The following is a 22,394-nucleotide window of genomic DNA, read 5'->3' as shown; positions in this document are numbered from 1 at the left end:
CAGGCGATATCAGGTGCTGGTGCCGCGCGGAGCTGCCGGCGAGCACACGGCGGCCAGACCGGCGGGGTTCAACTGCTTCTCCAGGTCGGCGGGTTGGCCGGTGTAGTGCAGGTTGCGAAGACCCAGAGCGGCTGCCGCCTGGCAGTTGTCTTCGCGGTCGTCGATGAACAGGACGCGTCCGGGATCGGCGACGCCGGTGGCCGCGAGGGCGTGTTCGTAGGCGGCCGGGTGAGGTTTGCACAGGCCCAGGCGGGCCGAATACAGGGCGTCGGTCATCAGCGTGCGCCGCCAGTCGGTGGCATCGAGGATGTCGCTCAGGAAGTGCGGGGCGTTGGAGAGGAGCACCATGGGCAGGCCCGTCTGGTGGGCGCGGTGCAGGATGTCGAGGACGCGGTCGTCGGTGCGGGTCCACATGGCGGTGTCGGCGGTGCGCAGGGTGCGCAGCCAGCGCGGGCCGGGGTGGTGGCCGAGGACCTTGGCCCAGTAGGCGAGATCGCTGAGCTCTCCGGCGTCGTAAGCCTCCCGGGGAGCCCAGAAGGCGTCCTGGAAGGAGTCGAGTTGCCCGTGGGGCCACTCGGCGAGGTCGGCGAGGCGTCTCCACATGATGGGGGTGGGCTGTCGGCCCAGAACACCGTTGTAGTCGATGATCAAGGCGTCCACACCGGTGGGCGTGAGGGAAGTGCTGGTCAAGGGGCGGTCTCCAGAGCTTTGCGGGACAGGGCGGCGACGGCCGCTGCGAGGAGGGCGGGCAGCAGCAGCGCGATCGGCAGGGCGGTGAGGGTGGCGAGGGCGCCGATGAGGGCGGGGCCGGCGAGCAGGCCGACGTAGCCGGTGACCGCGACGGTGGCGACCGCGCGGGGTCCGCCGACGCCGGCGGCAGTGATCAGGCTGGGGATCGTGACGGACAGCCCGAGGCCGAAGGCCGCCCAACCGGCCAGTGCGAAGGCGATGGTGGAGCCGGCCAGGCCCGTAGCGAGACCGAGCCCGGCCAGGGCTGCGCCGGCGCGTACGACGGCGGGTGCGCCGTAGCGGGCGGTGAGCCGGTCTCCGGCGAGACGTCCGGCGGCCATGGCCGCGCTGTAGAGGGCGAATGCCGCCGCGCTGGTCGCGGCCGTCGCGTCGAGGTTGTGCAGGTGGATGGCGGCCCAGTCGGCGGCGGCCCCCTCCCCCAGCAGGGTTGCGGCCGCCAGCGTGCCCAGCAGCCACAACCGGGAACGGGACATTCCCCCACGCCCGTCCGGGCTCGCGGGGTTGCGGTACTGGGCGGGCTCGAGTCCGGGGGCGGCAACGCGGCGGGTGAGCCGAGTCGTCGCACAGGCCGCTGCCGTGGCGGCGGCCGAGACGCCGGCGAACAGGACGGTGTGGGGTGTGTGGGCGGTGGCCGCGGCCACCGCGGCGCCCAGGAGGGCCCCCAGGCTGTAACTCGCATGGAGCCCGGCCATGATCGGGCGCCCGTGGGCGTTCTGGCATCGGACCGCAGCAGCGTTGACTGCGACGTCGAGGACGCCGTGCGCGGCGCCGAAGACGAACGCCGCCACAAAGAGGGTGTCCAGGCTGCGGCAGGCGCCGAGGGCGGCGAGGCAGGCGGCGAGAGCGATGGCGCCGCCGGTCAGCAACGCGGGCAGGCGGGCCGGGTGGGCGAGGCGTCCTCCGGTCTTTAGTCCGGCGACCATGCCGAGGGCGGCGGCCAGCAGGACGAGGGCGAGTTCGGCGGTACTCAAGTCGGCGGTCTTTTGGACGGCGGGCATGCGCGCGCCCCACACGGCCATCACGACACCGAGACCCGCGAAGTACCCGGTCAACAGGCGGCGGCTGCGCACCAGATCGGTCGCCGCGGTGCCGCTCACGCGGCGAAGTCCTCTTCGGCCGACTCTTTCTGCGCAGCCGCGGTCACCTGGACGTCGAGGTTGCGGTACGCCTCCTGGGCGCGGGCCTGGGCGACGGAGGCGTTCGGGCCGGTGGCGATCAGGAAGCCGATGCGCGCGGTGAACAGATCGCCTCCTTCGTGCGGCAGCACCAGCCGGTCACCGGCCTGTCGCTGGAAACGGACGCGCTCCAACCCCTGGGTGCGTTCGGTCAGGCGGCGGGCGGTGAGGGTGCCGGAGTAGGCGGGGTAGATGAAGCGGATCGCTGCGGCCTGGTGGCGGGTGGGGGTCAGGTCGGGGGCGCGTCTGCAGGCGATGTCGGCGGCGGTCCGGGCGAGGTCGATGCCGGTGGCGAGGTGGACGAGGTGGCCGATCAGGTCGCCGGCGAGGCGCGCGTTGACCTCGATCAGTCGTGGGCGGCCGTCGACCAGGCGCATCTCTACGTGGCTGATCCCGTCGGTGATGCCCAGCGCGGTGATCGCGGATTCGGCGACGGGCGTCACGGTGGCCAGCAGCGGGTCGGCCGCGTCCACCGTGTGGGCGAGTTCCTCGAAGTAGGGTTCCAGGCCGACGGTCTTGCGGGTGACGGCGACCACCGTGGTCTTGCCCTGGAACGTGGCGCACTCGACGCTCACCTCGTCCCCGTCGAGGTACTCCTCGACCAGGACCTCGGTGCTCTCCACACCGTGTCCTGCCGTCTGGGCGGCGATCGCGTACGCGGAGGGTAGGTCGCCCGGGGCGTTGACGCGGATCACGCCGATGCTGGCCGCGTACGCGGCGGGCTTGAGGACGACCGGGTAGCCGATCCGTGCGCCGGCCTGCGCCGCCTCTTCGACGGTGCGGACCCGGGCGGACGCGGCCGAGGGCACCCCGTGCCGGGCGAACAGGGCCCTGGAGGTGGCTTTGTTGCGGCAGCCCTGCATGACCTCTGGGCCGGTCGTGGGCAGGCCGAGGCGGCGGGCGAGGCGCGCGACGGGCACGAGGTACCACTCGGTCCACGTCATCACCCCGGCCACCGGGTGCCGCTCGGCCAGGGCCAGGGCAGCAGCGGTCAGGGCCGCCTGGTCCGTCGGATCGGCGACCTCCCAGTCAAGAAGGTGCGGGCGTTCCCAGGTTGGTTCGCTACAGGTGATCAGGACGACGTCGTAGTGGGCGGCGACGTTCTGAAGGCAGTCCGCGCGATACGCCTCGGCCTCCATGTCAGCGGCGGCGACGACCAGGACGACGGGACGAAACAGCAACAGAAGGCTCCAAGTGCGTATGTGCGAAAAAGGAATTGATGTGAGGGCACGCCGGTCACGTCAGGGGGTGCGGCGGCGCAGTTCGAACGCGGGCGCGCCCAGGGGGGTGATCGGCGTCCCATTTGCGGGCGTACAGGGAGGTGAAGTTGATGTTCAGCCCGGCCACGCCCTGCGGGAGGCGCCAGCGCAGGGCTTCGAAGAGGTCTTTGAGGCCGATGCGGGTGGCTCCGCCGCGAGCCGGTCTGCGGTCAGGCGTTCCAAGGCGCGGTAGACGTGGGGGCGTTGGGCGTCGAACGCGAGGAACTGCTCAGTGATCGTGGGCCGGCCGGTGGTGCGGCCGGAAACAGCATCGGAAAGGGACAAGAGGTCCAACTGGGGAGCGTGGGGCATGGGTGTCGGGAAGCCCTCCGGGAAGCAGTTGAAGAGGGCGGGGCGGGTCAGGTGGCCGAGGGGTGCAGGTCCGGGAGGGTGCGCAGCCGGGTGAAGGCGGTGGCCAGGCCGATCGCCTGCACGACCGCGCAGGCGGTGATCACGTGGCCGAGCCGGCTGGGCGAAACGGCGGCGACGAGCAGTCCCGCGATCGGGAAGGGCAGCAGGAGCAGCAGGATCGTCACGGCGAGGGTGTTGCCGAAGACCTCGGCGGGGATCAGATGGGAGCGCAGGGTGCGCAGCACGACGGTCATGCCGCCCTCGCCGGCCAGGGCGAGGGCGATCAGTACCAGATAGGCGTGGTAGGTGTCGGCGAGTGTGAGGGCGAGGCAGGCCGAGCCGGTGATCGTCGCGCAGACAGCACCGACCGCCCAGAGGCCGTAGCGGTCAATGGCACGCTGGCACAGGATGATCGCGACGAGGCCGGCTGCGGCGGCGGCCGACCAGAGCAGGCCGACGTCGGTGCTGGAGTAGCCGAATCGCTGGACGACGATTACCGGGGCCGCGGCCTGCAGGACGCCGACGGCGAGGTTGGACAGCGTCAGTCCCCCGACGAGCCAGCCGAGTGCTGGCAGGGAGCGCAGTGCCTGCCAGCCGGTCCGCAGTCCCCGGACGACAGTTGCCTGGGAGGTGGTGTGGGGAGCCATGTTCTGTCGTGGGGCGAGTGCGGCGGCGAGCAGGGAGAAGGCGGCGGTTGCGGCGAGCATGCCGGTGGCGCCGCTGTGGGTGAGGAGCAGCCCGGCGAGCGCGGGACCGATCAGGGTGGCGGTCTGGTCGATGCCGAGGAGGACCGACTGCACCCGGTGGGCACGCGCACCTGCGGTGCGGCTGGCGATCCCGCCGGCGGTTTCGGCGGCGAGGTAGCTGAACTCGGTGAGCACACCGGTGCCGACGGCGAGCGTCATGACGGTAATCGTCTCGCCGGGCCCGTCGGCCGGAGACCCAAGGATGAGCGCGGCGGCCAGCACGAGGGCGGCCCGTGCCGTCGAGGCCAGACGGAACACGTGGGTCGTGCCGTAGCGGTCGACCAGGGCTCCGGCCAGGGCGAACGCCATCAACCGTGGCAGCCATTCCAGGGCGAAGGCCAGGCCCGTGAGGGCTGCGGAGCGGGTGGTGGCGAGCACCAGCAGGGGGATGCCGTACGTCGTCATGGCGAACGCGGCGGCGTCCATGCCACGCGGCAGGTAGATGCCGCGCAGCAGTGCGGAACCAGGTCGGCGGGCGTGCCGGGATCCGGTACGGATTCTCACGCAACAAGCTCCGTCTCGTCCGCCGCCGCAGTGGAGCGCGGTGCCGCGGCGGGCAGGGACTGCGGATGCGTCTGGAGCCACTCGTCCAGCGCGGTCCTGAGCCCATGGAGGGCGAGGTCTGCCTCGGTACGCAGCACTCTGGCGTCGGCGGGGTCTCGCGTCGGCGCGTCGGCTGGCAGGCCGAGCAGTTTCAGGGCGTGCTGGACACGGGTGACGAAATCGCAGACGGCGTGGGGGCGTTGGTGCGTGCGGGACCAGCGGGCAGCGGTGTCGTAGAACTCGGCGAGGTCTGCGCCAGCCTCGGTGAGCCGGTAGCGGGTGGTGGCGTATGGGTCGGCGTGGACCAGGCCGAGGGTGCGGGCGACGTCGATGGCGTAGCGGAGCTGGTGGGTGGTGAGGTCACCGAACGCGCTCTGCAGGCTGCCGCGGCGGCGGCTGATGGGGCCGTTGTCGTCGATCTCGGTGACCAGGCGGATCAGGGCCGGCAGGGAGAGGGCGTGGATGACCCGGCCGGCGAGGGGGTGGCTGAGGTGGAGGGTCGTGGTCATCGGCGCTGGCCTTCTGCCGGGGAGACCGACAGGGGTCGGGCGGGTATCCGGTGAGAGAAGAGGTCGCCGGTCTTCCACGACAGGGCCTGGGCTTGGGCAGGTGCGGGCGAGGCAGGCGGGTCCGAGAGCCTGGACTGGGTGGTCAGGTACGGGCCGGACCGGGTCTGCGAGGGCGTCGGGGCGTGTCCCCACAGCGGGTGCGTGGCCTCGTCGGTGAGGGGACGGCCCGCTGCCCAGGCCGAGAGTGCCTGGTAGACCGGGGCGAGGGCCTGGCCGCTGGCGGAGAGCTGGAAGTCACCAGACCCCGTGACCTGGACCAGCCCGTCGTCGATCACCCGTCGCAGCGGCGGGTAGACGCGGCTGAGGCTGTAGTGCGGCATGACCTCGGCCGCCAGCGCCTTGGCGCCGGCCGTCCCGCGGGCCCTGAGCGCCCACACCAGTGGCGTGGAGTGCCTGGGGCTGATCAGGGCGATCGCGTCCTCGATGTTCTGGGCCGCCGCGACCGACTGCGGCTCCAGCACCCCGGTGCTCTTGTCCGGCGCGAGGGGCTTCTCCAGATGCGTGTCCGCCCAGGTGTTGAGCGCAGGCAGGACAGGCATCAGAGCGGCGCCGCGGCTGCTCAGCCCGTAGGTGACGTTCCGCGGGCCGTGTTCGGTGCGCTCGACGAGACCGGCGTCAACCAGCTTGGTCAGCTTCGGGTGGAGCTGGCCGTCGGCCAGCAGGGCGAGCTTGGCCTTGACATCGCTGTAGCGCAGGTGCCCCGCGGAGAGGGTCATCAGCACCCACACGCTCCAGTTGGGGGCGAGCATCTTGAGGCTCTCGGTGACGCGCGAGAGATCGGTCAGGGTGGTGCGGGACAGACCGGTGGCAGCCAAGGGAAGGGACTCCTCAGACAGGAAAGGGAAAGGTCAGCGGGTACGGGCGACGGCACGCGCAGGAGCGGGAACCGGTGCGGCGGAGGTGGCTGGCGCGGACTCGGGCCGCACGTCCGGGGCGGGGACGCGGTGGAGGCTGGCCAGGACGCCGCTCAGGGTCTTCGCGTGGGCGTCGCGGGTGGCGAGGCACTCGACGATCCGGCGAGCGCAGTCGAGAATGTGGCCGGCGCTGAAGCGGCCGATCTCACGCTCCGGGTCGGTGAGTTCACGCAGCCGCTGCACCTGGAAGGCGATGTTGCGCTCGGCCAGCCGCAGCTCGGCCAGGCCGCTGAGCAGGGCGGCGAGCATGCTGGGGTCGGGACGGCCGTGAGCGAAGACTTCAAGGTCGGCCAGCGGCTGGGCGTACAGGGTCTCGATGCGCTCGGCAATCGACTGGGCGGTAATGGGGGACGGGGGCAAACGGGGCTTTCACGATGGGGCCTTGCGCACCGCCCCGGCACAGGTGTCTGCCGGGGCGGGCGGAAGGCTGGTGGTGATCGTCGGCTGGGTGAGTCGTTCGGCGCGGCGCGCAGCCGGGCCGGGCGGGGGCATCGCGCGCAACAGCCGACCGAGGGCAGCGACGTAGCCGGCACGGCCGGCCAGCGCCGCCTCCATCCACTGCGCGTCGAAGCGCAGGTCGTCGGCGGACAGCTCGCTCATGTCTCGGTCCGCGGCGGTGGCCTCATGGACCCGGTCCCGCACCCGGGCCACCTGCTCCTCGGCCACGACCAGGAAGCTGCGCAGTTCCAGCGCGCGCACCAGGGCCGCGGACGCACCGGGGCCCATCGCCTGCGCGTACAGATCCCGCACCGGGGCCCCGAACACCTCCTCCAGCAGGCCGTCCTGGCTGGAGGCCTTCTCGACCACGTTCACCGGGCCACCCTGCGCGCGGGTGCCTGCCCGGTGGCAGGAAGGGACGGCGAGCCGGTAGGCAAAGCCGGTCCCCGGCGGACCAAGGGGGATGGGCCGCGCCACACCCCCGACCGGTTTCCGATCGCCTGGGGATCGAGGAGGTGACGCACCGTCATGGCCCGCCCCTGCCGTACGGTGTGGGCGCTGTTCACCATGTCCGCGAGGTACATGACGTGCTCGGGCAGCTCGACGAACTCACCGTCGGGCACAGCGTCCACGTGCTGGGCGAGGGCTTCGGCGAGGGCGTCCTCGGCCCTCTCCAGCACTTGCTGGGCCTCGGTGAGCATCCCGTGCCAGCGCACGATCGTGGTTGCCTCCGGGTGGGCCTGCGGGGCGGCGGCCACGGCACGGCGTAGCTCGGCGATCGGCATCTGGAAGCGGGTTTCGACCTGCTCGGTGAGGACGCCCATCACCTCGTCGGCGTCAGGCACAGCAAAACTCCTTTCCGTCACATTCGGGGAAATAGGGCCGGACACTCGCGGCCCAACCGCGCTGCGGGTAACGGCGGTTCAGAATCGACTTCGACGCTCCGGTGGGCGGATTAGTCCAGGCACATGCCGACAGTGCGGTAGACGTACTTGGCGGACACCCAGCCCTTGACGCCGGTGGTCTTGTCGGTGATGTAGCGCCACTTTCCGCTGGTCTTGTGGACGGTGAACTTGTGGCCCTTGTAGAGGATTCCGACCGCGGTGGACTTGGCAGATGCCTTGGAGCGGATGGTGACGGCCTTGGTGGCGATCACCCACGGTCCCGGATCAGTACACGACGCGGTGACCAGGGATGCCGGGGCCTGGGCGGGCGTGGCGCTCGCCGCCGTTGCGGAGACCAGCGGCAGAGCGAGGGCGCCGAGGACAGCGGCGGAGACGACTATTCGAGTTGAGCGCATGGGAATTGGGCTCCATGTCAGTGAGGGAGGAAATGGCAATGCAGCCCGGGCAGTTGCCGTGCGGGCTGGACTAAAGAGTCCAGAGAATCCCCGGTTTCGCTAACCGGGGATGGGGTGCTATGTTCCGCTACCGCCGGAGCAGAATCGGTGCAGCTGTCCGGAAATCCGGCGGCACGGAATTGAGTTCTTGGGTTTCAGTGGCCGGGCCGACGCGGCGACGGTGGCACGGCGCTCGCCGCTGCCGCGGGCGGCGTGCTGTGGCGGGTGGTCGGTGACGTGGTGGGCAGCGGGACGTCCTCGCCGCTCCAGTGCGCTTCCCACCACGTCGTCGCGGCCTCGAAGGTGGCGAAGCCGCCTTCGCGCAGGGTGCGTGTCCAGGTGTCGGTGTCGACTTCTTCCAGCAGCACACGGAACGGCAGGGGCACCCGCTCGTCCAGCGCCCGCAGCAGCACCGTGGTCTGGAAGGGCTCGTCGTCCCGGGTGTAGCTGGTCAGCAGGGCGAAGTGGTCGCCGTCGCCGCGCAGCCGCGCCTCCAGGGCCCGGGTGGCGTCGTCGGAGGGTGTCCCGCCCAGGCGCTCGGGCAGAAGGATCTTCTCCTCGGGGTAACCCCGGGCGATCAGCCAGGACTGGGCCATCACCGGCAGGGGCAGTTCCGCATGGTCGAAGCGGAAGGTCCGCGCGACGGTGTCGCGCTGGAGGTAAAGGGCGACGAGTTGGGGTTCACCCGGGATCCCCCAGGTGACGGCCCCGTTGTGCAGGACGAAGAAGCTGCTCCGGCCGTCGCTGGTGTGGTGCTCGGCCAGGACGGTGAGCTGGTCCTCCTCGATGCCGATGTGCTGCCAGAACTGGTCGTCAACGCGGTCGTTGACGGCCTGGTAGCCGCCGAGGCGGAAGTCCGGGGGGTGTGAGGGCATAGGTGCTTTCGGGTCGATCAGGGGGAAGAATCGGCTGTCCTCGCGCCGCGCCGGAGATGTCAGCGGCGCGGCGCGGAGGAGGCCGGCCAGGCTCCGGCCCGCTGCACCGGCGGCGCGGCCGGCGGGGCGGGCACGCGGCGTGAGGCCAGGAGGGCGCGGCCGGCATCGGTGAGGGTGACTGGCTGCCCGGCGTGCAACGGATGGGCCTCGTCGCGCACGACGAGACCGGCTGCCTCGAACCGCTGGAGGTGGCTGTAGGCGATACGGACACCGGAGGCGGTCACGACCGACAGGCGCTGGGTGAGAAGGTGTTCGCGCAGTTTGGCGCCCTGGGCGATCGCCAGCAGGGCTGCCTGGTCCGGTGCCGGAAGCTCCGGCCCGCCACCTGCTCCGCGCGTGCGGGTGGCGGCTTCGACGGATTCCAGCGCCGCCTTGACCTGGGTCTCGCGCTGGTCGCGGGTCGCCGCAGCCTCCTTGAGCGCGGCAACGGTGCGGTTGATCCGCGTGAACAGCGCCTGGTCGACGGCGAACTCGTCGGAGGCCAACCGCCGGAGCTGAACCCGGTAGAACGTGACGGCCTGTTCGGCCTGGACCAGAGCACGGTGGGCGTCGGCCAGGCAGGTGCGCGGCTCGTCGAGGAGGTTACGGCCGCGGTGCTGCCACAGCTGATCGATGCTGTGGCCGATCGCTGCCTCGATCCGGAGATCGAACTGCGTGAGCGCCTGCTTCGCGGACGCGCGTGCGGGATGAGAGGGCATGGGTGGGGTGGTTTCGTCTGGAGGAGGCGATCAGGGCCGCCGTCCTGTGGTGGGCCTCTCGCCGAGGAGGATGCGGACGTCCAGGTACGTGCCGTGACGCGTGTGCGCGGCCGGGCCGAGGCGATCGAGGAGGCGCAGCATCGGCGTGTTGGCGGCGTGGAGGTACGCGGTCAGCGTGTGGGCGCCGCGGCGTCGGGCGTGGTCGGCGGCGTGCCGGGCCAGCAGGGTGCCGATGCCGCGGCGCTGATGGGCGTCGGCGACCTGTAGTCCGAGATCGACGACACCCGCTTCCCGACTGACGAACCCGGCCGAGACGATCCCGAGCGGAGCGCCGTCGGCGTCCAGACCGATCCAGATCGTGCTGTGGGCCAGCAGCCGGGAAATATCGCGCCGGGTGATCCTGCTCCGGCCCCAGCGGCGCAGCAGGCTCTCCGGACAGCAGCCCCGGTGGAAGGCGTCGATGAAATGCCAGTCCGCCTCGCTCCCTCGGCGGATCGTGGAGAGCGTCGGGTGGCTCAGCAGGGGTAGCCGTACAGCGCGATCGTCAGGGCACTGCGCCGGTACCCCTTGCCCCGGCCGTCCGACAGCGAGCAGGGGTGGACGGTGTGCATGGCCAGGAGACGGCCGAGGTGGCCCTGGGTGAGGTGGACGTAAGGGTTGGGTCCTTCGGCACTGCCGGGCAGCGCGCGCAGGTGGTCGACGATGTCGGCTGCCAGCAGCGCGGGCGGGTCTCCGGCGGCGGCGAAGGCGTCGAGGCAGGCGTGCACGATGGTTTCTGGCCGGCCCGGCCCGCCCGGCTCGCCCTCCGCGTTGTCCTCCGGGTTGTCGGTGCTGGCGGTCTCGGTGGCGCAGCAGCAGGACTGGGACACCGCCTGGGTCAGCTGGACTTCGAGGGAGAGCCGCTCGGCGAGGAGACGGGTGAACCGCTTGGGCTCTGCGATGGCCAGGACACCGTCGGCGTGGTCACCGACGAGGGCGTCGAACTGCTCGTCAAGGTCGTGGCACATCTCGGCGATGTCTAGGATGAGCAGGTGATGCTGGTTGGCCTTCGGCGGCTCGACGGCGAGCACGTCGCTGACGCGGTCGAGGATGAAGGGGAGACGGGTCAACGGGTGGGGCCCTTCGGGATGGTGGATGCGGGTTGGGGGAGGCCGGGCATCGTGTACGGGGACGGGCCCGGCTTGGGGATCGGCGGCCGTTGGGCGTCCAGTTGCGGGGAGCGGGCGCGGGCGGCGTGGGTGCGGGCGCCGGTCGGGCGGCGGGTGATGCCGAGACGGGCCCGGGCGGTCTCATACACGTCGTGCCGGGCGCGGGGGCGTACGGCGACGACGTGGATCTCGGTGCGGTGGGACGCGCCAGGCGGGGCCGGGCGCTGGGCGTAGACGATGCGCCAGGCGTTGCGGTGATCGACGTAGAGCTTGCGGTACCCGGTCAGTTCCTCGGTCAGCTTGCCGCCGAACAGTTGGGCGTTGACGACCTTCTGGAGCTGGTCGAGGGCCAGGTCGCGGATGTCGGCGGGGGCCTGGAGCAGGTCGGTCAGCGCGCGGGGGTCGAAGGACAGGCCGAAGGCCGGCCGGGGTTCGGGGCCGCTCATGCTGCGGCCTGGCCCGGCTCGCCGACCCTCTCCGATCCGTCGGTCCGGGAACTCGCCGCCCGTGTGGAGGGTTTGGGGCCGGGCAGCAGGCGGTGGGCGTGACGATCCGGGTCGGTCATGCATGCGGACAGCGGCCCGCCTGGGGCCCGGACGGTGGCCATGGCGTGGGTGAGGAAGTCCCGGTGCCAGACGAACAGGCCCGACAATCCTGCCTCGGGGTCCTTGTGCTGCTGATAGGCCAGCCATAGGGCATGGAGCCAGGCGACGACACCGTCGTGTTCCTGCCACTGCGCGCACCACGGCGCGGCGGTGGTGACCTCCGCGCCGTAGACGGGCATGAGGAAGTCGTCCACCCAGTCGGAGAGGCTGTCGAGTTCGTCCTCGTACTCCTCACCGTCCAGTTCCAGGATCGGGCGAGGCTCTGGTGGGGCAGGCGGCAGCGGCAGGCCGGCGAATCCCGGCATGCCGAAGCCGTCGAACGCGCGCGGTCCGGGCTCGGTGGACAGGCTGTCGAGCTGCTTCGCCTGCTCCGCCGACTGCTTGAGCAGCTTGCGTACGCTGGCCTCGATGCTTTCCAGATCCGTGTCCGGCAGCCGGACCGGTTCCATTTCCCCGTTGTCGTTGGGGTTTATGGATTCAGGCACGAAAGGGTCCTCCTTGAAGCCGCTTCCCATGGGCTGGGATGGCGGCTCCAACCATCCGGACGATTCCCGGTTTCGCCAACCGGGGATCCAGTGTTATAACGCCTGCATGCGGCGCCGGAGGGGAATCCGGGCATGCGGAATTCCGGCCGTGGCCAGCCGTCGACTCGGGTCAGGAGGACAGGACGAAATCGTCCTGCTTCAGGGTCTGTTGCAGGGTCTCAGTCAGCCGGTCGGCGGCGATCGCCGCGTAGTGCTCGGTCTTCTCGACGCCAATGAAGTCACGGCCTTCCAGAAGAGCCGCCACACCGGTCGAGCCGGAACCGGCGCAGAAGTCGAGCACCGTGCCCTGCTCGGGGCAGATCTTGACGAGCTCGCGCATCACCTCGACTGGCTTCTGCGTGATGTGCTGCCGGTTCTTGCCCGACGGCTGCGAGGCGCTGTAGAGGCCCGGCAAGTAGACGGGGTTGCGGGAGGCGTCGATGGCGCCCTTGGACGCCCAGACGATGAACTCGCAGTTTTGGGTGAAGCGGCCCTTCTGGGGCCTGGCCTGCGGCTTGTGCCAGGCCAGCACACCACGCCACAGCCATCCGGCCGCCTGGATCGCGTCCGTCGTGGTGGGGAGTTGACGCCAGTCGGTGAACAGGAGCGCGGTGCCGCCAGTACGGGTGAGCCGGTGCGATTCGGTCATGATCTGCGTCAGCCAGAACCCGTAACTGCGCTGATCCATGTTCTCGCCGGTGAAGTCCGGCAGGTTGTGGCCGGCGTCGGCGGAGGTGTACTTCTGCTTGGCGCTGCGGCTCGTGCGTTCCTTCGCAGTCCGGCCACCGGAGTTGTATGGCGGGTCGGTGATGACGGAGTCGACGCAGCCATCCGGCAGTTCAGCGAGGGCGTTGAGCGCGTCGCCCTGGTGCAGGGAAAAAGGCAAAGAGGTGCCCCAATTTTCGGGTCGGGTGAGATGAGGGTGAATACCTCCGGCTCACGCACGTAACCCCGGGCAGGCCGAATGCGGGCATGACGGCACCGCTGACCTACGAAAGTGGGGTGGCGAGGGAGGAGCCAAAACTGTAAGGCACGATCCCCGGTTGAGACGCATCGCAGCCTCCCAGCCCCGGAAATCAGGGCTTGATCACCCGCGATTTCGGCAACCGGGGATCCGCCCTTACTGTTTTGGAACTGCCCGGCGAACACCGCCGATGGCGCAATCCCCTGCCCGTGCCCTCATGGAGACTCCCCGTGCCCCGGTACACGTGACCTGACACTCACGCGCCTCGTGAGCTGAATTCAACGCTCGCGAGACACGCCCCGACTCACTCAAACCCCGTGCCGCAGCGCCCTTTCCACCTCTGCAGCCGCGCGGCCGGGACCTTGCCTTCGAAGGACCCCCTTGTGACAGCTCCCTACGCTCCCCTGCCCGAACACCGGCCCCCGGACCGTGATTGCCGCTCGGGAGGCATCGCCGATTGAAGGGCGTAGCCGCTGGCATCGGCGTCTTCGTCCTCTCCCCTCTCCTCCTCGCTGGCACGGCCATGCTGATGGCCTCCTCCAGCGAGGCCGCCCAGACCACCTTCAGTTGCGTGGGCGACGTCGATACCGACGCCGTCGTCGAACAGGTCACCAAGATCCTCAACGGCGCGTCCGCCAAGACTGTCCACGTCGAGGGCCTGACCCTGCCTGAGGAGCAGGTCCCCAACGCCCAGACCATCGTGGCCACCGGGATCAGCCTTCACGTGCCGAAGAAGGGCCAGGTCATCGCGCTCGCCACCGCGATGCAGGAATCGCGGCTGCGCAACCTGAACTCCGGCGACCGCGACTCGTTGGGCCTGTTCCAGCAGCGGCCGAGCCAGGGCTGGGGCACCGCCGAGAAGATCCGCGACCCTGTCTACGCCTCCACCCAGTTCTACACGCGCTTGTTGGCGGTTTCCGGCTGGCAGCAACTGACCGTCACCCAGGCCGCGCAGAAGGTCCAGCGATCCGCCTACGCGGACGCCTACGCCGACTGGGAGGACCTGGCGACCGCCTTTCAGAAGGCAATCGTCGCCACCTTCCCCGACGCCTCCGGCACGGACACGGACAGCACCCCCAGTACCGCGTCCTGCATGGGGACCGAGGACGGCTCCGGCTACGGCACCATCCCCGAAGGTTCGGTGCCGAAGGGCTACTCGATCCCCAAGGACGCTGATCCGAAGGCGCGCAAGGCGATCGCGTGGGCGATGCAGCAACTCGACACGATGTACCAGTGGGGCGGTACCTGCACGGCGCCGCACGGCCCGGATCCGATGGGTCGCTGCGACTGCAGCTCGCTGACCCAGCAGGCGTACGCGCACGCCGGAATCCAGCTCACCCGCACCACGTACACCCAGATCAACGAGGGCAAGGCCGTCTCCTCCAAGGCGCTCAAGCCCGGTGATCTGATCTTCTCCCGCGGCAGCGCCGCCCGCCCCGAACACGTTGGCCTCTACATGGGATCGGGACTCGCGATCGAGGCACCCCGGACTGGAAAACCAGTTCGAATAACCCCCCTGGCGGACTGGGACATCCTCGCCGCCCGCCGCGTCATCTGACCCCCAGTCGGGGCGCAGAGACCCCACCTGCCGCCTGCATCACCAGTTCAGCGCGGGAACAGCCGCGCACGGCACCTGAGCCGGATCGCCGCCCCCAACCCCCCTGGGCCGCTTCCTTACTCCCCCGCAGACGGCTCATCGGCAGGACGACACCTGCCCACTTCTCCCCCCTCTCTCTCGACACCACGGAGCATCTGAGTGATACCTCACCACCGCGTCCGGCGCACCCTTGCGGCCGCCTCGATGGGACTGGCCGTCGCAGCCTGCGGCCTGGCCACCGCCGCCACGGCGCAGGCGTATGACACCGGCCACACGACGATCTCGTGCAGCGCGGTCAAGGTACGCAAGTCCCCGTCCAAGACCGCCACGGCGCTGGGCGTCGCCTACCGGCACGACAAGATCGCCTACGACCAGTGGGTCTACAAGGCCAGCCAGAAGACCTGGTTCACCCGGGGCACGGTGACCCGTAAGTCCGACGGCAAGAAGATCCGCGGCTACGTGATCTACCAGTGCGCCAACCCGTACGCCAGCAACGGCGCGCCCACCCCGCCGATCCCGAAGTAGGGCGCCCCGACAGCCGGATCAACGGTTGAGTCGTAGCGCCGTCGAAGCGGCACCGGCCCAAGTTGCGGCTTCTTCCCAGCCTCGGCACGAGCGCCGTGCCCTCGCGCGCGCCACGACGCTTCGCATGCGTCGACCGGCTCGGCCGGACCTCGCACGGCTGCCGGCCCGCCTCCCCGAGGCCGCCGCCTCGCACCTCCCCCTCTTCTCTTCATTGATTCCCACGCGTCGGCTTCGGCGCGCGCAAGGAGCCTCCCTTTGCACCTGCTCGACACCGTGCAGTACCTGGCCTACGACCCCGGCATCTCCCCAAAGGGCGGTGGCCTGCCCGGCCTCGCCGTCCTGAAGAACGTGGTCAACAGCATCAATCTGTTCGCGATCGTCGCCGTGGTCGGCGCGCTCGCCGTCTCCCTCGGCGTGTGGGCCTGGGGCCATCACACCGGTGGCCACCAGGCCGAGGCCAACGGCAAGAAGGGCGCGGTCGTTTCGGCCGGCGCCGCTCTCGGCCTCGGCGCCGCCAATGGCGTGGTCGCGTTCTTCTCCGCCCTGGGGTCGCAAGTCCACTGATGCCGAAACGATTCCCCTCCCTGTCCGGCTACGGCATCGGTTGGTCGTCCCGGCAACGCATCACCGTCAGCGCGATCGGCCTCGCCGTCCTGCTAGCCCTCGCCGCCATCGTCGCCCTGCTCACCGGCCGCACCGGAACCAGTGACAGCCAGAACGCCACTCCGTCCGAGCGGAGCAGCACCGCCTCCGCGTCCGCCGGTCCCACGGCGTCGGCCGGGGCCGGTGCGGTGGCGAAGCCTCCGGCGGTGGCCGATCCGGTCGCCTTCGCCCAGGCCGCCGCGGCGATGTTGTGGTCGTATGACACGCGCACCACCAGCCGTGATCAGCAGCTCGCCGGGATGAAGGCGTGGCTGACGTCGGAGACGAAATACGCCGACTGGTCCTCTCTCACCGCGCAGGTGCCGGATCCGGTGTTGTGGTCGCGGATGGCCGATCAGGACCAGTACGCCACCGCCATCGTGGACGAGGCCCACTACCCGTCCGCGTTCAAGCAGGCCCTGGCGGACGATCCGTCGGCGATCACCGAGGCGTACATCTACGCCGTCACCGTCACCGGCAAACAGCAGATCGCCTGGAAGAAGGGCGGAGCCGGCTCCGAGGACCGCTCGATCACCCTCGCAGTGCAGTGCCGCCCGAACTCCGACTGCTCCCTGGTCTCCATCGCTCCCCGCGTCGTGCCCTGACACGCCCCGAGCCCACTGAAGAAAGGAGGGGTGACTCCCCTTGGGCTTCTGCGACCTCCCCCTCGCGGACAAACTGTGCGCGGTCGGCGACGCGGTCGACTTCGCCTCCGACCCTGGCGCAGCGATCGGCAACTGGATGGCCAAATCGGCGGGCGAACTCGCCGCCGCTGCTGCCGACTTGGCTGCCGAGGCCGTCAACACCACCACCAAGGTCGATTTGAATGCCGGGTGGTTCCGCGACAACTACGAGATGATCCTGCCGATCGGCTTGGTCGTCCTCGTCGCCACGTTCTGCGCCCAGCTCGTGCGCGCGGCGATCCGACGCGACGGCCAGGCCCTCACCCAGGCGTTCACCGGCACCGCCACCGGCGTGCTGTTCGCCTTCACCGCGATCGCCTTCACCACTGTCGCCATCGAAGTCGTCGATGCGTTGAGCGACGGGCTGTTCAAAGCCGCCAACCTCGACGTCGCCACCGCGGTGCGGCGCATCGTCAAGGTCGGCCAGATCGCCTCCCTTTCCGGCCTGGGCTGGCTGGTCACGGTCTTCGTCGGCATTGGCGCAGCGATCGGCGCCTTCCTCTACTGGTGCGTGATGATGGTCCGCAAGGTCGGCATCCTCGTCATGGTTACCCTCGCCGTCTTCGCCGGAGCCGGTGGCGGCTGGGAGGTCGCCCGGCGCTGGCGCAAGGGCTGGATCGAAGCCACCGCCACCCTCGTGGTCAGCAAGCTGCTGATGACTGTGATCTTCGTGCTCGGGATCGCGGCCATGGGCAAGACCGAGGCGAAGGACGGCGTCGCCGCTCTGGCCGACGTGATGGCCGGCATCGTCATCCTGGCGTTGGTGTTGTTGTGCCCGTACGCGACGTTCAAGTTCGTGCACTGGGCGGCCTCCGAGGGATCGGACGCCGAGACGCTGCACCGCTCCGGCGGCGCCGGCGCGCAGATGGCCCGCCAGCACGCCGAACGCGCCGGGCGTAAAGCCGCCGCCGCGGTCGCGACCGCAGGGACCGGCGGTGCCGCTGCTGGAGCGGGCGCCGCACCCCAGGGCCCGGACGCGGTGCCGGGCGGCTTCCCGGGCGACATCGCCGCCACCCCCACGCCGGACACCGGCAAGCAAGGCGGCGGCTCCGGAACCGAGTCGTCCGAGAGCGGAGCGATCAAGAGCGGTCCGGACAAGGCGGTACAGCCCCCGCCGACCAGCCCGCGCGACGACACCAGCGGCCACCTCGGCGGCGCCCACAGACCAGGTGGGTCGAGTGCCGGATCCACCAGTCACGGCAGCGGATTCATGTCCTCGCCCGCGTCCGATGCCTTCACCCCGCCGCCGCAGGGCACCCCACCGGCCCCGAACTCCGCCAGTTCGGCCGGCAATCCGCCGCCCCCGCTCACCGGCCTCTGACCCTGCCCCGCGCCGGGACGGCACCCCGCATTCCCCGTGCGACTGTGCCGTCCCGGCCCCGCCCCGCGCTCCCCGGAACCGGCCCTTGTCTGAACTCTCCGTCTCCCCGATCACGGTCAAATTCCCGCACCGCTCCCGGCGCGGCATCCTCCTCGGTCTCTCCCTCCCCCAACTCCTCCTCGTATCCGGCGCGTTGGCCCTCCTGCTCATCACGGTGGTGACCACCGGACTGCTCGGCGCAATCGCGCTGACCCCGCTCTGGGCGAGCGTCGCCGCCCTCGTCACCATCCGCCGCAACGGCAGGTCGCTGATCGACTGGGCTCCGGTCGTCGCCCGCTACGCCCACCGCCGTCGCACCGGCCAGACATTGTGGCTGGCCCGGCCGGTCTCCCGGCCCCGCCAGGACGGCGTGCTGCACCTGCCCGGCACCGCCGCCTCGCTGAAGGTCGTCACTCCCGGCGACTCCGCCAACCAGGCTGCCGCCGTCCACGACCCGCACCACCAACGGCTCACCGCCATCGCCCGGGTCAGCAGCCGCGCATACGCCCTGCTCGATCCCGTCACCCAGAACTCGAACGTGGCGGGCTGGGGCAGGGCCCTGGCCGGCATCGCCCGCAGCGGACACGTCGCCACCGTGCAGGTCCTGGAACGCACCGTCCCCGACTCCGGCGACACCCTCGCCCGCCACTGGGCGAAGCACGGCCAGCGCGGCACCCCCGTAGCCGGGCAGGTGTACTCCGAGCTAGTCGCCTCCGCCGGCCCGGCCGCCGCCCCGCACGAGGCATACCTCGCCATCTCGTTGGACCTCAAGGCCGCCAAGCGCCTCATCAGCCAGGCCGGTGGCGGGCTGCCCGGCGCGTTCACGGTCCTGGAGCAGACCACCTCGGCGATCGCCCTCGCCGCCCGCAGCGCGGGACTGATGGTGACCGGCTGGCTGGGTGCACGGGAGATCGCCGCAGTCATCCGCACCGCCTACGATCCCCACGCCCTCTCCGCCCTCCAGCAATGGTCGCCGAACGGACGGGCCGAGGCTGACCCCGATGCGGCCGGGCCGGTCGTCCAGGTCGAGGAGTACGACCGCCTCGGCACCGACAGTGCCCGCCACGCCACCTACTGGATCGAGAACTGGCCCCGCACCGAAACCCATGCCGGGTTCCTGCACGGGCTCATGTTCACCGCCGGGGTCCGCCGCAGCCTCTCCCTTATATACGCGCCGCAGGGGCTCGAGTCCGCGCTACGCGACGTCCAGCGCAAGAAGGCCGCCATCATCGCCGACGCCAACGAACGCGCCCGCCGCGGACAAGTGGACTCCGAGGCCGACTCCGTCGAGTACGCGGACGTCAAGGTCCGCGAGCGCCAACTGATCGCCGGCCACGCCGACGTCGCCCTGACCGGCCTGCTCACCGTCAGCGCCGAGTCCGACGCCGCCCTCGACGCCGCGTGCGCGCAGATCGAGACCGCCGCCGTCACCGCCCAGGTCGACCTGCGACGGCTGTACTACCAGCAGCCCGACGCCTTCGCCCTTGCCGCCCTGCCGCTCGCCCGTACCGCCCTGTAGTGCGCCGATGACCCACGCCCTCGACCAGACCACCGCAGACACGGTGTTCGCCGCCGCCCGCACCGCCCGCTTCACCGCCACCAACCTCGGACAGATGGCTACCGTGCCGGTCGACGGATACGACTACCGCGTCATCGTCACCCCGGCCTACCGGGCCTACACCGACTGCCGCGGAGGCTGGGGCGCCACCGAGTACACCTTCGCCAGCGCCACACCGGCCCAGGACCGGGCCATACGCGCAGCTCTCGCCCTCCAAGCCGCCCCGGCCACGACGCCCCACAGCCGCCCGCACACTCCCCGTCGGTCGGCCCCCTGACCGACCGGGCTCCGCCACAACGTTGACCTCGCCCCGCTCAGGGCTGCAAGGAACCCCTTGACCACTCCCCGCACCATCGAGGCGCACCCCTACCTCCGCGCCGCTACCGCTGGCCTTCGCCACCACACCCGGGCCCACGCCGCCTCCGTCACGCCGGCCGACCGCCTGCATTTGGACACGCTGCACGCCCACCTCACCGCAGCCCACCACCTGCTCGACCAGCTCACCGACACCACCCGGCCCCCGCATCCGGCCGCCGGGCGTCATCTGGCCGCAGCCCACCTGCGCCTGTGGCAGGCCACCGCCGCCGTACACGACGCCTTCCACGCCGTCCCCGCCGAGGACGAAGGCACCGCCGCCGAGGAGTGCCAGCCCGAGCGTCTGCCGGACGGCCCGCTGGTGCTGACCATCTGCCAGCGGCACCTGGCGGCCTCCCACGCGATCCGCCGCAAGGCCACCCCCACCGACCTCAACGCCCCGCTGCACGGCCACACCACTACCTGCAGCAAGTAACACCCGCCGACGAAAGGGCATTGCATGCGCACGCTTCAGCGCGCCACTTCCACCACGATCGTCCTCGCCGCACTCGCCGGCAGCGTCGCTCTCGCGACCGCCTCCCCCGCCGCCGCGGCCGACTACAAGTGCACCACCAGCAAGAAGAGCATCGATGACGCCGCGTACTCGGGGCCGTGGGCGGACAACTGGGACGTCACAGTCCGCCTGTGCGCGAAGCGTTCCGGCTCCACCGTCTACACCTACGCCAAGATCAGCTGGGACGGTCCGGTGTACGGGCAGGTCGACGACAGCACCATATTCGACGACGCCTACTTCAAGCTGCAGGTCAAGCGCTCGCAGTCCGGTACCGACCCGGTGAAGAAGTCGGCGAAGTACTACGGCATCGAGTCGCGGCTGGAGAACAGCGACTCCAACGCCAACTACAACAACAACTACACCACACCCGTCCTCAGCTACACGATCGGCTCCGCTCGCGGCCTGGCCGACGGCGAACTGCACCTCGACTGGAACAACGACGGCAAGGGCTACGGGAAGCACCTGTTCAGCGCCTCACCGACGGTCTGAGCCACATCCCCCCTGCTCGCAGACGCCGTCACGTGAAAGCCACTCCGCCATGACCCACCGGCCCGCGCGCCGAGCCCGCCGCGCCAGCGCCAGTCCCCTGTTCACCCCGCACGGCACCGACCGGGCCAGCCGCAAGGCCGCCCGGCGTCAACTCGCCGAAGCCGCCGCCAAGGCCCGCTCCGAGGCCGCCGCCCACCCGGACGGCCACGATGCTGTTTTCGAGACCGAGATGCCGCCACCGCTGTACCCACCCCGCGGCCGTCCCGGGCCCGGCTCCGCCCGCGGCGGACGGCTGAAACTGCCGCAACACCGCATGACCACCGCCACCGCATCCGGGGCGTACCCCTTCCTCGCCGAGGGCGGCCTGGGCGCCGAGGGCATCTACATCGGCCGTGACGTCCACGCCGAGGCGTCGTTCACGTTCGACCCGTTCTCCCTGTACGGGCGCCTCGAAGGGTTCACCAACCCCAACGTCCTGCTCGCCGGGGTGATCGGCCAGGGCAAGAGCGCGCTGGCCAAGTCCTTCGCGCTGCGGTCCATCGCCCACGGCTACCGCGTCTACGTGCCCTGCGATCCCAAGGGCGAATGGACCCCGGTCGCTGCCGCGCTCGGCGGCACTTCCATCGCGCTGGGCCCCGGCCTGCCCGGCAAGCTGAATCCTTTGGACGCCGCGCCGCGCCCGGCAGATGTACCGGAGGCCGACTGGGCGGGCGAGATCCGCAAACGCCGTCTGCTCCTGCTCGGCTCCCTCGCCCGTACCGTCCTGGGCCGTGACCTGCTGCCGATGGAGCACACCGCGCTGGACGTTTCCCTCGACGCGGTCGTCGCCCAGGCCGCCGCCACACGCCGCACCCCGCTCCTCGGGGACATCGCGACCACCCTCAACAACCCCGACCAACTCGACGCCGCCGCAGGTCTCATGTCCGGCAGGCTCGGTGAGGCCGCCCGCGACCTCGCGCACGCCATGCGCCGCCTGGTTCACGGCGACCTGGCCGGAATGTTCGATGCGCCCTCCACCGTGCGCTTCGACCCCACCTCGCCGATGCTGACCATCGACCTGTCCAGGCTCGGCGGCTCCGGCGACGACACAGCCCTCGTCCTCGCCATGACCTGCGCGAGCGCCTGGATGGAATCCGCTCTCACCGACCCCCACGGCGGACGGCGCTGGATCGTCTACGACGAAGCCTGGCGCCTGATGCGCCACCCCGGCCTCCTCCAACGCATGCAGTCTCAGTGGAAACTCTCCCGCGGCCTGGGCATCGCCAACCTCATGGTCATCCACCGGCTGTCCGACCTGCTGAGCGCCGGCGACGCAGGCTCCCAGGGCCGCGCCCTCGCCGAGGGTCTCCTGGCCGACTGCTCCACCCGCATCATCTACCGCCAGGAAACCGACCAACTCCACGCCGCAGCCGCCCTGCTGGGCCTGACCACCGTGGAAACCGAGGCGATCGCCCACCTCAACCGCGGACGCGGGCTCTGGCGCGTCGCCGGACGATCTTTCATCGTCCAACATCAGCTCCACCCGCACGAGCTGGCCCTGTTCGATACGGACGCCCGTATGCACTAAAACCCCAGCGGGTTCATGCATACCGACATCCCAGCCTTCAAGGGCTCTCGCGCGCCAACTCGGCGCCGCACACCCGAAAGTCCCTTCTACGGAAACCCTCGTTCCCAGCCCCACAACGGCGCCTGCCCCGGCAGTGCGGTCTGCCAT

Annotated in this window: 27 protein-coding genes and 1 pseudogene; 10 read left to right on the top strand and 18 right to left on the bottom strand. The window is 70.7% G+C overall.

All coding sequences use genetic code 11. From position 1 onward, the window contains the following. Positions 1-9 precede the first annotated feature (9 nt). From H4687_RS30080 to H4687_RS30000, 18 genes and pseudogenes are all read right to left on the bottom strand, one after another. Positions 10-690 (bottom strand): HAD family hydrolase, encoded by a 681-nt coding sequence (locus tag H4687_RS30080; RefSeq protein WP_046917778.1) that lies wholly within the window; start codon positions 688-690, stop codon positions 10-12. Further along, positions 687-1,847 carry an MFS transporter gene (locus H4687_RS30075; protein WP_050399598.1) on the bottom strand — a complete coding sequence of 387 codons (1,161 nt, stop codon included), beginning with the start codon at positions 1,845-1,847 and terminating at the stop codon, positions 687-689. Before H4687_RS30075 ends, H4687_RS30080 begins: the two co-directional genes overlap by 4 nt. Next, positions 1,844-3,064 (bottom strand): ATP-grasp domain-containing protein, encoded by a 1,221-nt coding sequence (locus tag H4687_RS30070; RefSeq protein ID WP_050399707.1) that lies wholly within the window; start codon positions 3,062-3,064, stop codon positions 1,844-1,846. The genes H4687_RS30075 and H4687_RS30070 overlap by 4 nt, the downstream gene beginning before the upstream one ends. Positions 3,065-3,166: 102 nt before the next feature. Beyond that, positions 3,167-3,496: pseudogene (locus H4687_RS46710) on the bottom strand (hypothetical protein). Between the two features lie 47 nt (positions 3,497-3,543). Continuing rightward, a complete protein-coding gene (locus H4687_RS30065; RefSeq protein ID WP_046918742.1) occupies positions 3,544-4,785 on the bottom strand; it encodes an MFS transporter in 1,242 nt (413 codons plus the stop codon). Then, the gene (locus H4687_RS30060) at positions 4,782-5,333 is read right to left on the bottom strand and encodes a hypothetical protein (protein WP_046918741.1); all 552 of its coding nucleotides are present in this window, start codon (positions 5,331-5,333) and stop codon (positions 4,782-4,784) included. Before H4687_RS30060 ends, H4687_RS30065 begins: the two co-directional genes overlap by 4 nt. Further along, positions 5,330-6,208, bottom strand: a complete 879-nt coding sequence (locus H4687_RS30055) for a winged helix-turn-helix transcriptional regulator (RefSeq protein ID WP_046918740.1) — start codon at positions 6,206-6,208, stop codon at positions 5,330-5,332. The genes H4687_RS30060 and H4687_RS30055 overlap by 4 nt, the downstream gene beginning before the upstream one ends. Before the next feature lie 33 nt (positions 6,209-6,241). Further along, positions 6,242-6,667: a hypothetical protein gene (locus tag H4687_RS30050; RefSeq protein ID WP_050399597.1), complete on the bottom strand. Its 426-nt coding sequence runs from the start codon at positions 6,665-6,667 to the stop codon at positions 6,242-6,244. Between the two features lie 9 nt (positions 6,668-6,676). Continuing rightward, positions 6,677-7,120: a hypothetical protein gene (locus tag H4687_RS30045; RefSeq protein ID WP_046918739.1), complete on the bottom strand. Its 444-nt coding sequence runs from the start codon at positions 7,118-7,120 to the stop codon at positions 6,677-6,679. Beyond that, complete coding sequence (locus H4687_RS30040; protein WP_078907624.1) at positions 7,117-7,590, bottom strand: hypothetical protein; 474 nt, start codon at positions 7,588-7,590, stop codon at positions 7,117-7,119. The genes H4687_RS30045 and H4687_RS30040 overlap by 4 nt, the downstream gene beginning before the upstream one ends. Before the next feature lie 110 nt (positions 7,591-7,700). Then, positions 7,701-8,045 carry an SH3 domain-containing protein gene (locus H4687_RS30035; protein ID WP_046918738.1) on the bottom strand — a complete coding sequence of 115 codons (345 nt, stop codon included), beginning with the start codon at positions 8,043-8,045 and terminating at the stop codon, positions 7,701-7,703. A 194-nt stretch (positions 8,046-8,239) separates the two neighbouring features. Beyond that, complete coding sequence (locus H4687_RS30030; protein WP_046918737.1) at positions 8,240-8,959, bottom strand: hypothetical protein; 720 nt, start codon at positions 8,957-8,959, stop codon at positions 8,240-8,242. Between the two features lie 59 nt (positions 8,960-9,018). Beyond that, on the bottom strand, positions 9,019-9,717 hold the full coding sequence (locus tag H4687_RS30025; RefSeq protein WP_046918736.1) for a hypothetical protein: 699 nt from the start codon (positions 9,715-9,717) through the stop codon (positions 9,019-9,021). A 30-nt stretch (positions 9,718-9,747) separates the two neighbouring features. Further along, complete coding sequence (locus H4687_RS30020; protein WP_233443786.1) at positions 9,748-10,074, bottom strand: GNAT family N-acetyltransferase; 327 nt, start codon at positions 10,072-10,074, stop codon at positions 9,748-9,750. A gap of 158 nt (positions 10,075-10,232) precedes the next feature. Next, positions 10,233-10,826 (bottom strand): hypothetical protein, encoded by a 594-nt coding sequence (locus tag H4687_RS30015; RefSeq protein ID WP_046918735.1) that lies wholly within the window; start codon positions 10,824-10,826, stop codon positions 10,233-10,235. After that, positions 10,823-11,311: a type II toxin-antitoxin system RelE family toxin gene (locus H4687_RS30010; RefSeq protein ID WP_046918734.1), complete on the bottom strand. Its 489-nt coding sequence runs from the start codon at positions 11,309-11,311 to the stop codon at positions 10,823-10,825. The genes H4687_RS30015 and H4687_RS30010 overlap by 4 nt, the downstream gene beginning before the upstream one ends. Continuing rightward, complete coding sequence (locus H4687_RS30005) at positions 11,308-11,955, bottom strand: DUF4913 domain-containing protein (protein ID WP_402270346.1); 648 nt, start codon at positions 11,953-11,955, stop codon at positions 11,308-11,310. Before H4687_RS30005 ends, H4687_RS30010 begins: the two co-directional genes overlap by 4 nt. A gap of 169 nt (positions 11,956-12,124) precedes the next feature. Beyond that, positions 12,125-12,880: a DNA-methyltransferase gene (locus H4687_RS30000; protein WP_046918732.1), complete on the bottom strand. Its 756-nt coding sequence runs from the start codon at positions 12,878-12,880 to the stop codon at positions 12,125-12,127. 535 nt (positions 12,881-13,415) lie between these two features. Here H4687_RS30000 and H4687_RS29995 point away from each other — a divergent pair. The 10 genes from H4687_RS29995 (at position 13,416) to H4687_RS29950 (ending at position 22,247) form a co-directional block, all read left to right on the top strand. Further along, a complete protein-coding gene (locus H4687_RS29995) occupies positions 13,416-14,516 on the top strand; it encodes a C40 family peptidase (protein ID WP_192781736.1) in 1,101 nt (366 codons plus the stop codon). Between the two features lie 243 nt (positions 14,517-14,759). Continuing rightward, a complete protein-coding gene (locus tag H4687_RS29990; protein WP_046918743.1) occupies positions 14,760-15,080 on the top strand; it encodes a hypothetical protein in 321 nt (106 codons plus the stop codon). A 255-nt stretch (positions 15,081-15,335) separates the two neighbouring features. Further along, entirely contained in the window at positions 15,336-15,644 is a 309-nt protein-coding gene (locus H4687_RS29985; RefSeq protein ID WP_046918730.1) for a DUF6112 family protein, read from the top strand. After that, positions 15,644-16,327: a hypothetical protein gene (locus H4687_RS29980; protein ID WP_046918729.1), complete on the top strand. Its 684-nt coding sequence runs from the start codon at positions 15,644-15,646 to the stop codon at positions 16,325-16,327. Before H4687_RS29985 ends, H4687_RS29980 begins: the two co-directional genes overlap by 1 nt. Before the next feature lie 40 nt (positions 16,328-16,367). Continuing rightward, positions 16,368-17,726 carry an SCO6881 family protein gene (locus H4687_RS29975; protein ID WP_050399596.1) on the top strand — a complete coding sequence of 453 codons (1,359 nt, stop codon included), beginning with the start codon at positions 16,368-16,370 and terminating at the stop codon, positions 17,724-17,726. 85 nt (positions 17,727-17,811) lie between these two features. Next, entirely contained in the window at positions 17,812-19,284 is a 1,473-nt protein-coding gene (locus tag H4687_RS29970; protein WP_046918701.1) for an SCO6880 family protein, read from the top strand. 7 nt (positions 19,285-19,291) lie between these two features. After that, on the top strand, positions 19,292-19,600 hold the full coding sequence (locus tag H4687_RS29965) for a hypothetical protein (RefSeq protein ID WP_046918700.1): 309 nt from the start codon (positions 19,292-19,294) through the stop codon (positions 19,598-19,600). A 57-nt stretch (positions 19,601-19,657) separates the two neighbouring features. Next, the gene (locus tag H4687_RS29960) at positions 19,658-20,113 is read left to right on the top strand and encodes a DUF6238 family protein (protein WP_046918699.1); all 456 of its coding nucleotides are present in this window, start codon (positions 19,658-19,660) and stop codon (positions 20,111-20,113) included. A 24-nt stretch (positions 20,114-20,137) separates the two neighbouring features. After that, positions 20,138-20,680: a hypothetical protein gene (locus tag H4687_RS29955; RefSeq protein ID WP_046918698.1), complete on the top strand. Its 543-nt coding sequence runs from the start codon at positions 20,138-20,140 to the stop codon at positions 20,678-20,680. Between the two features lie 49 nt (positions 20,681-20,729). Then, positions 20,730-22,247, top strand: coding sequence for an ATP-binding protein (locus H4687_RS29950; RefSeq protein ID WP_046918697.1), 1,518 nt, complete (start codon positions 20,730-20,732; stop codon positions 22,245-22,247). Positions 22,248-22,394 lie beyond the last annotated feature (147 nt).

The organism is Streptomyces stelliscabiei (assembly GCF_014873495.1).
GTDB lineage: Bacteria > Actinomycetota > Actinomycetes > Streptomycetales > Streptomycetaceae > Streptomyces > Streptomyces bottropensis.
The sequence above is the reverse complement of the archived record's forward strand: the minus strand, read 5'-3'. Positions and strand labels throughout refer to the sequence as shown.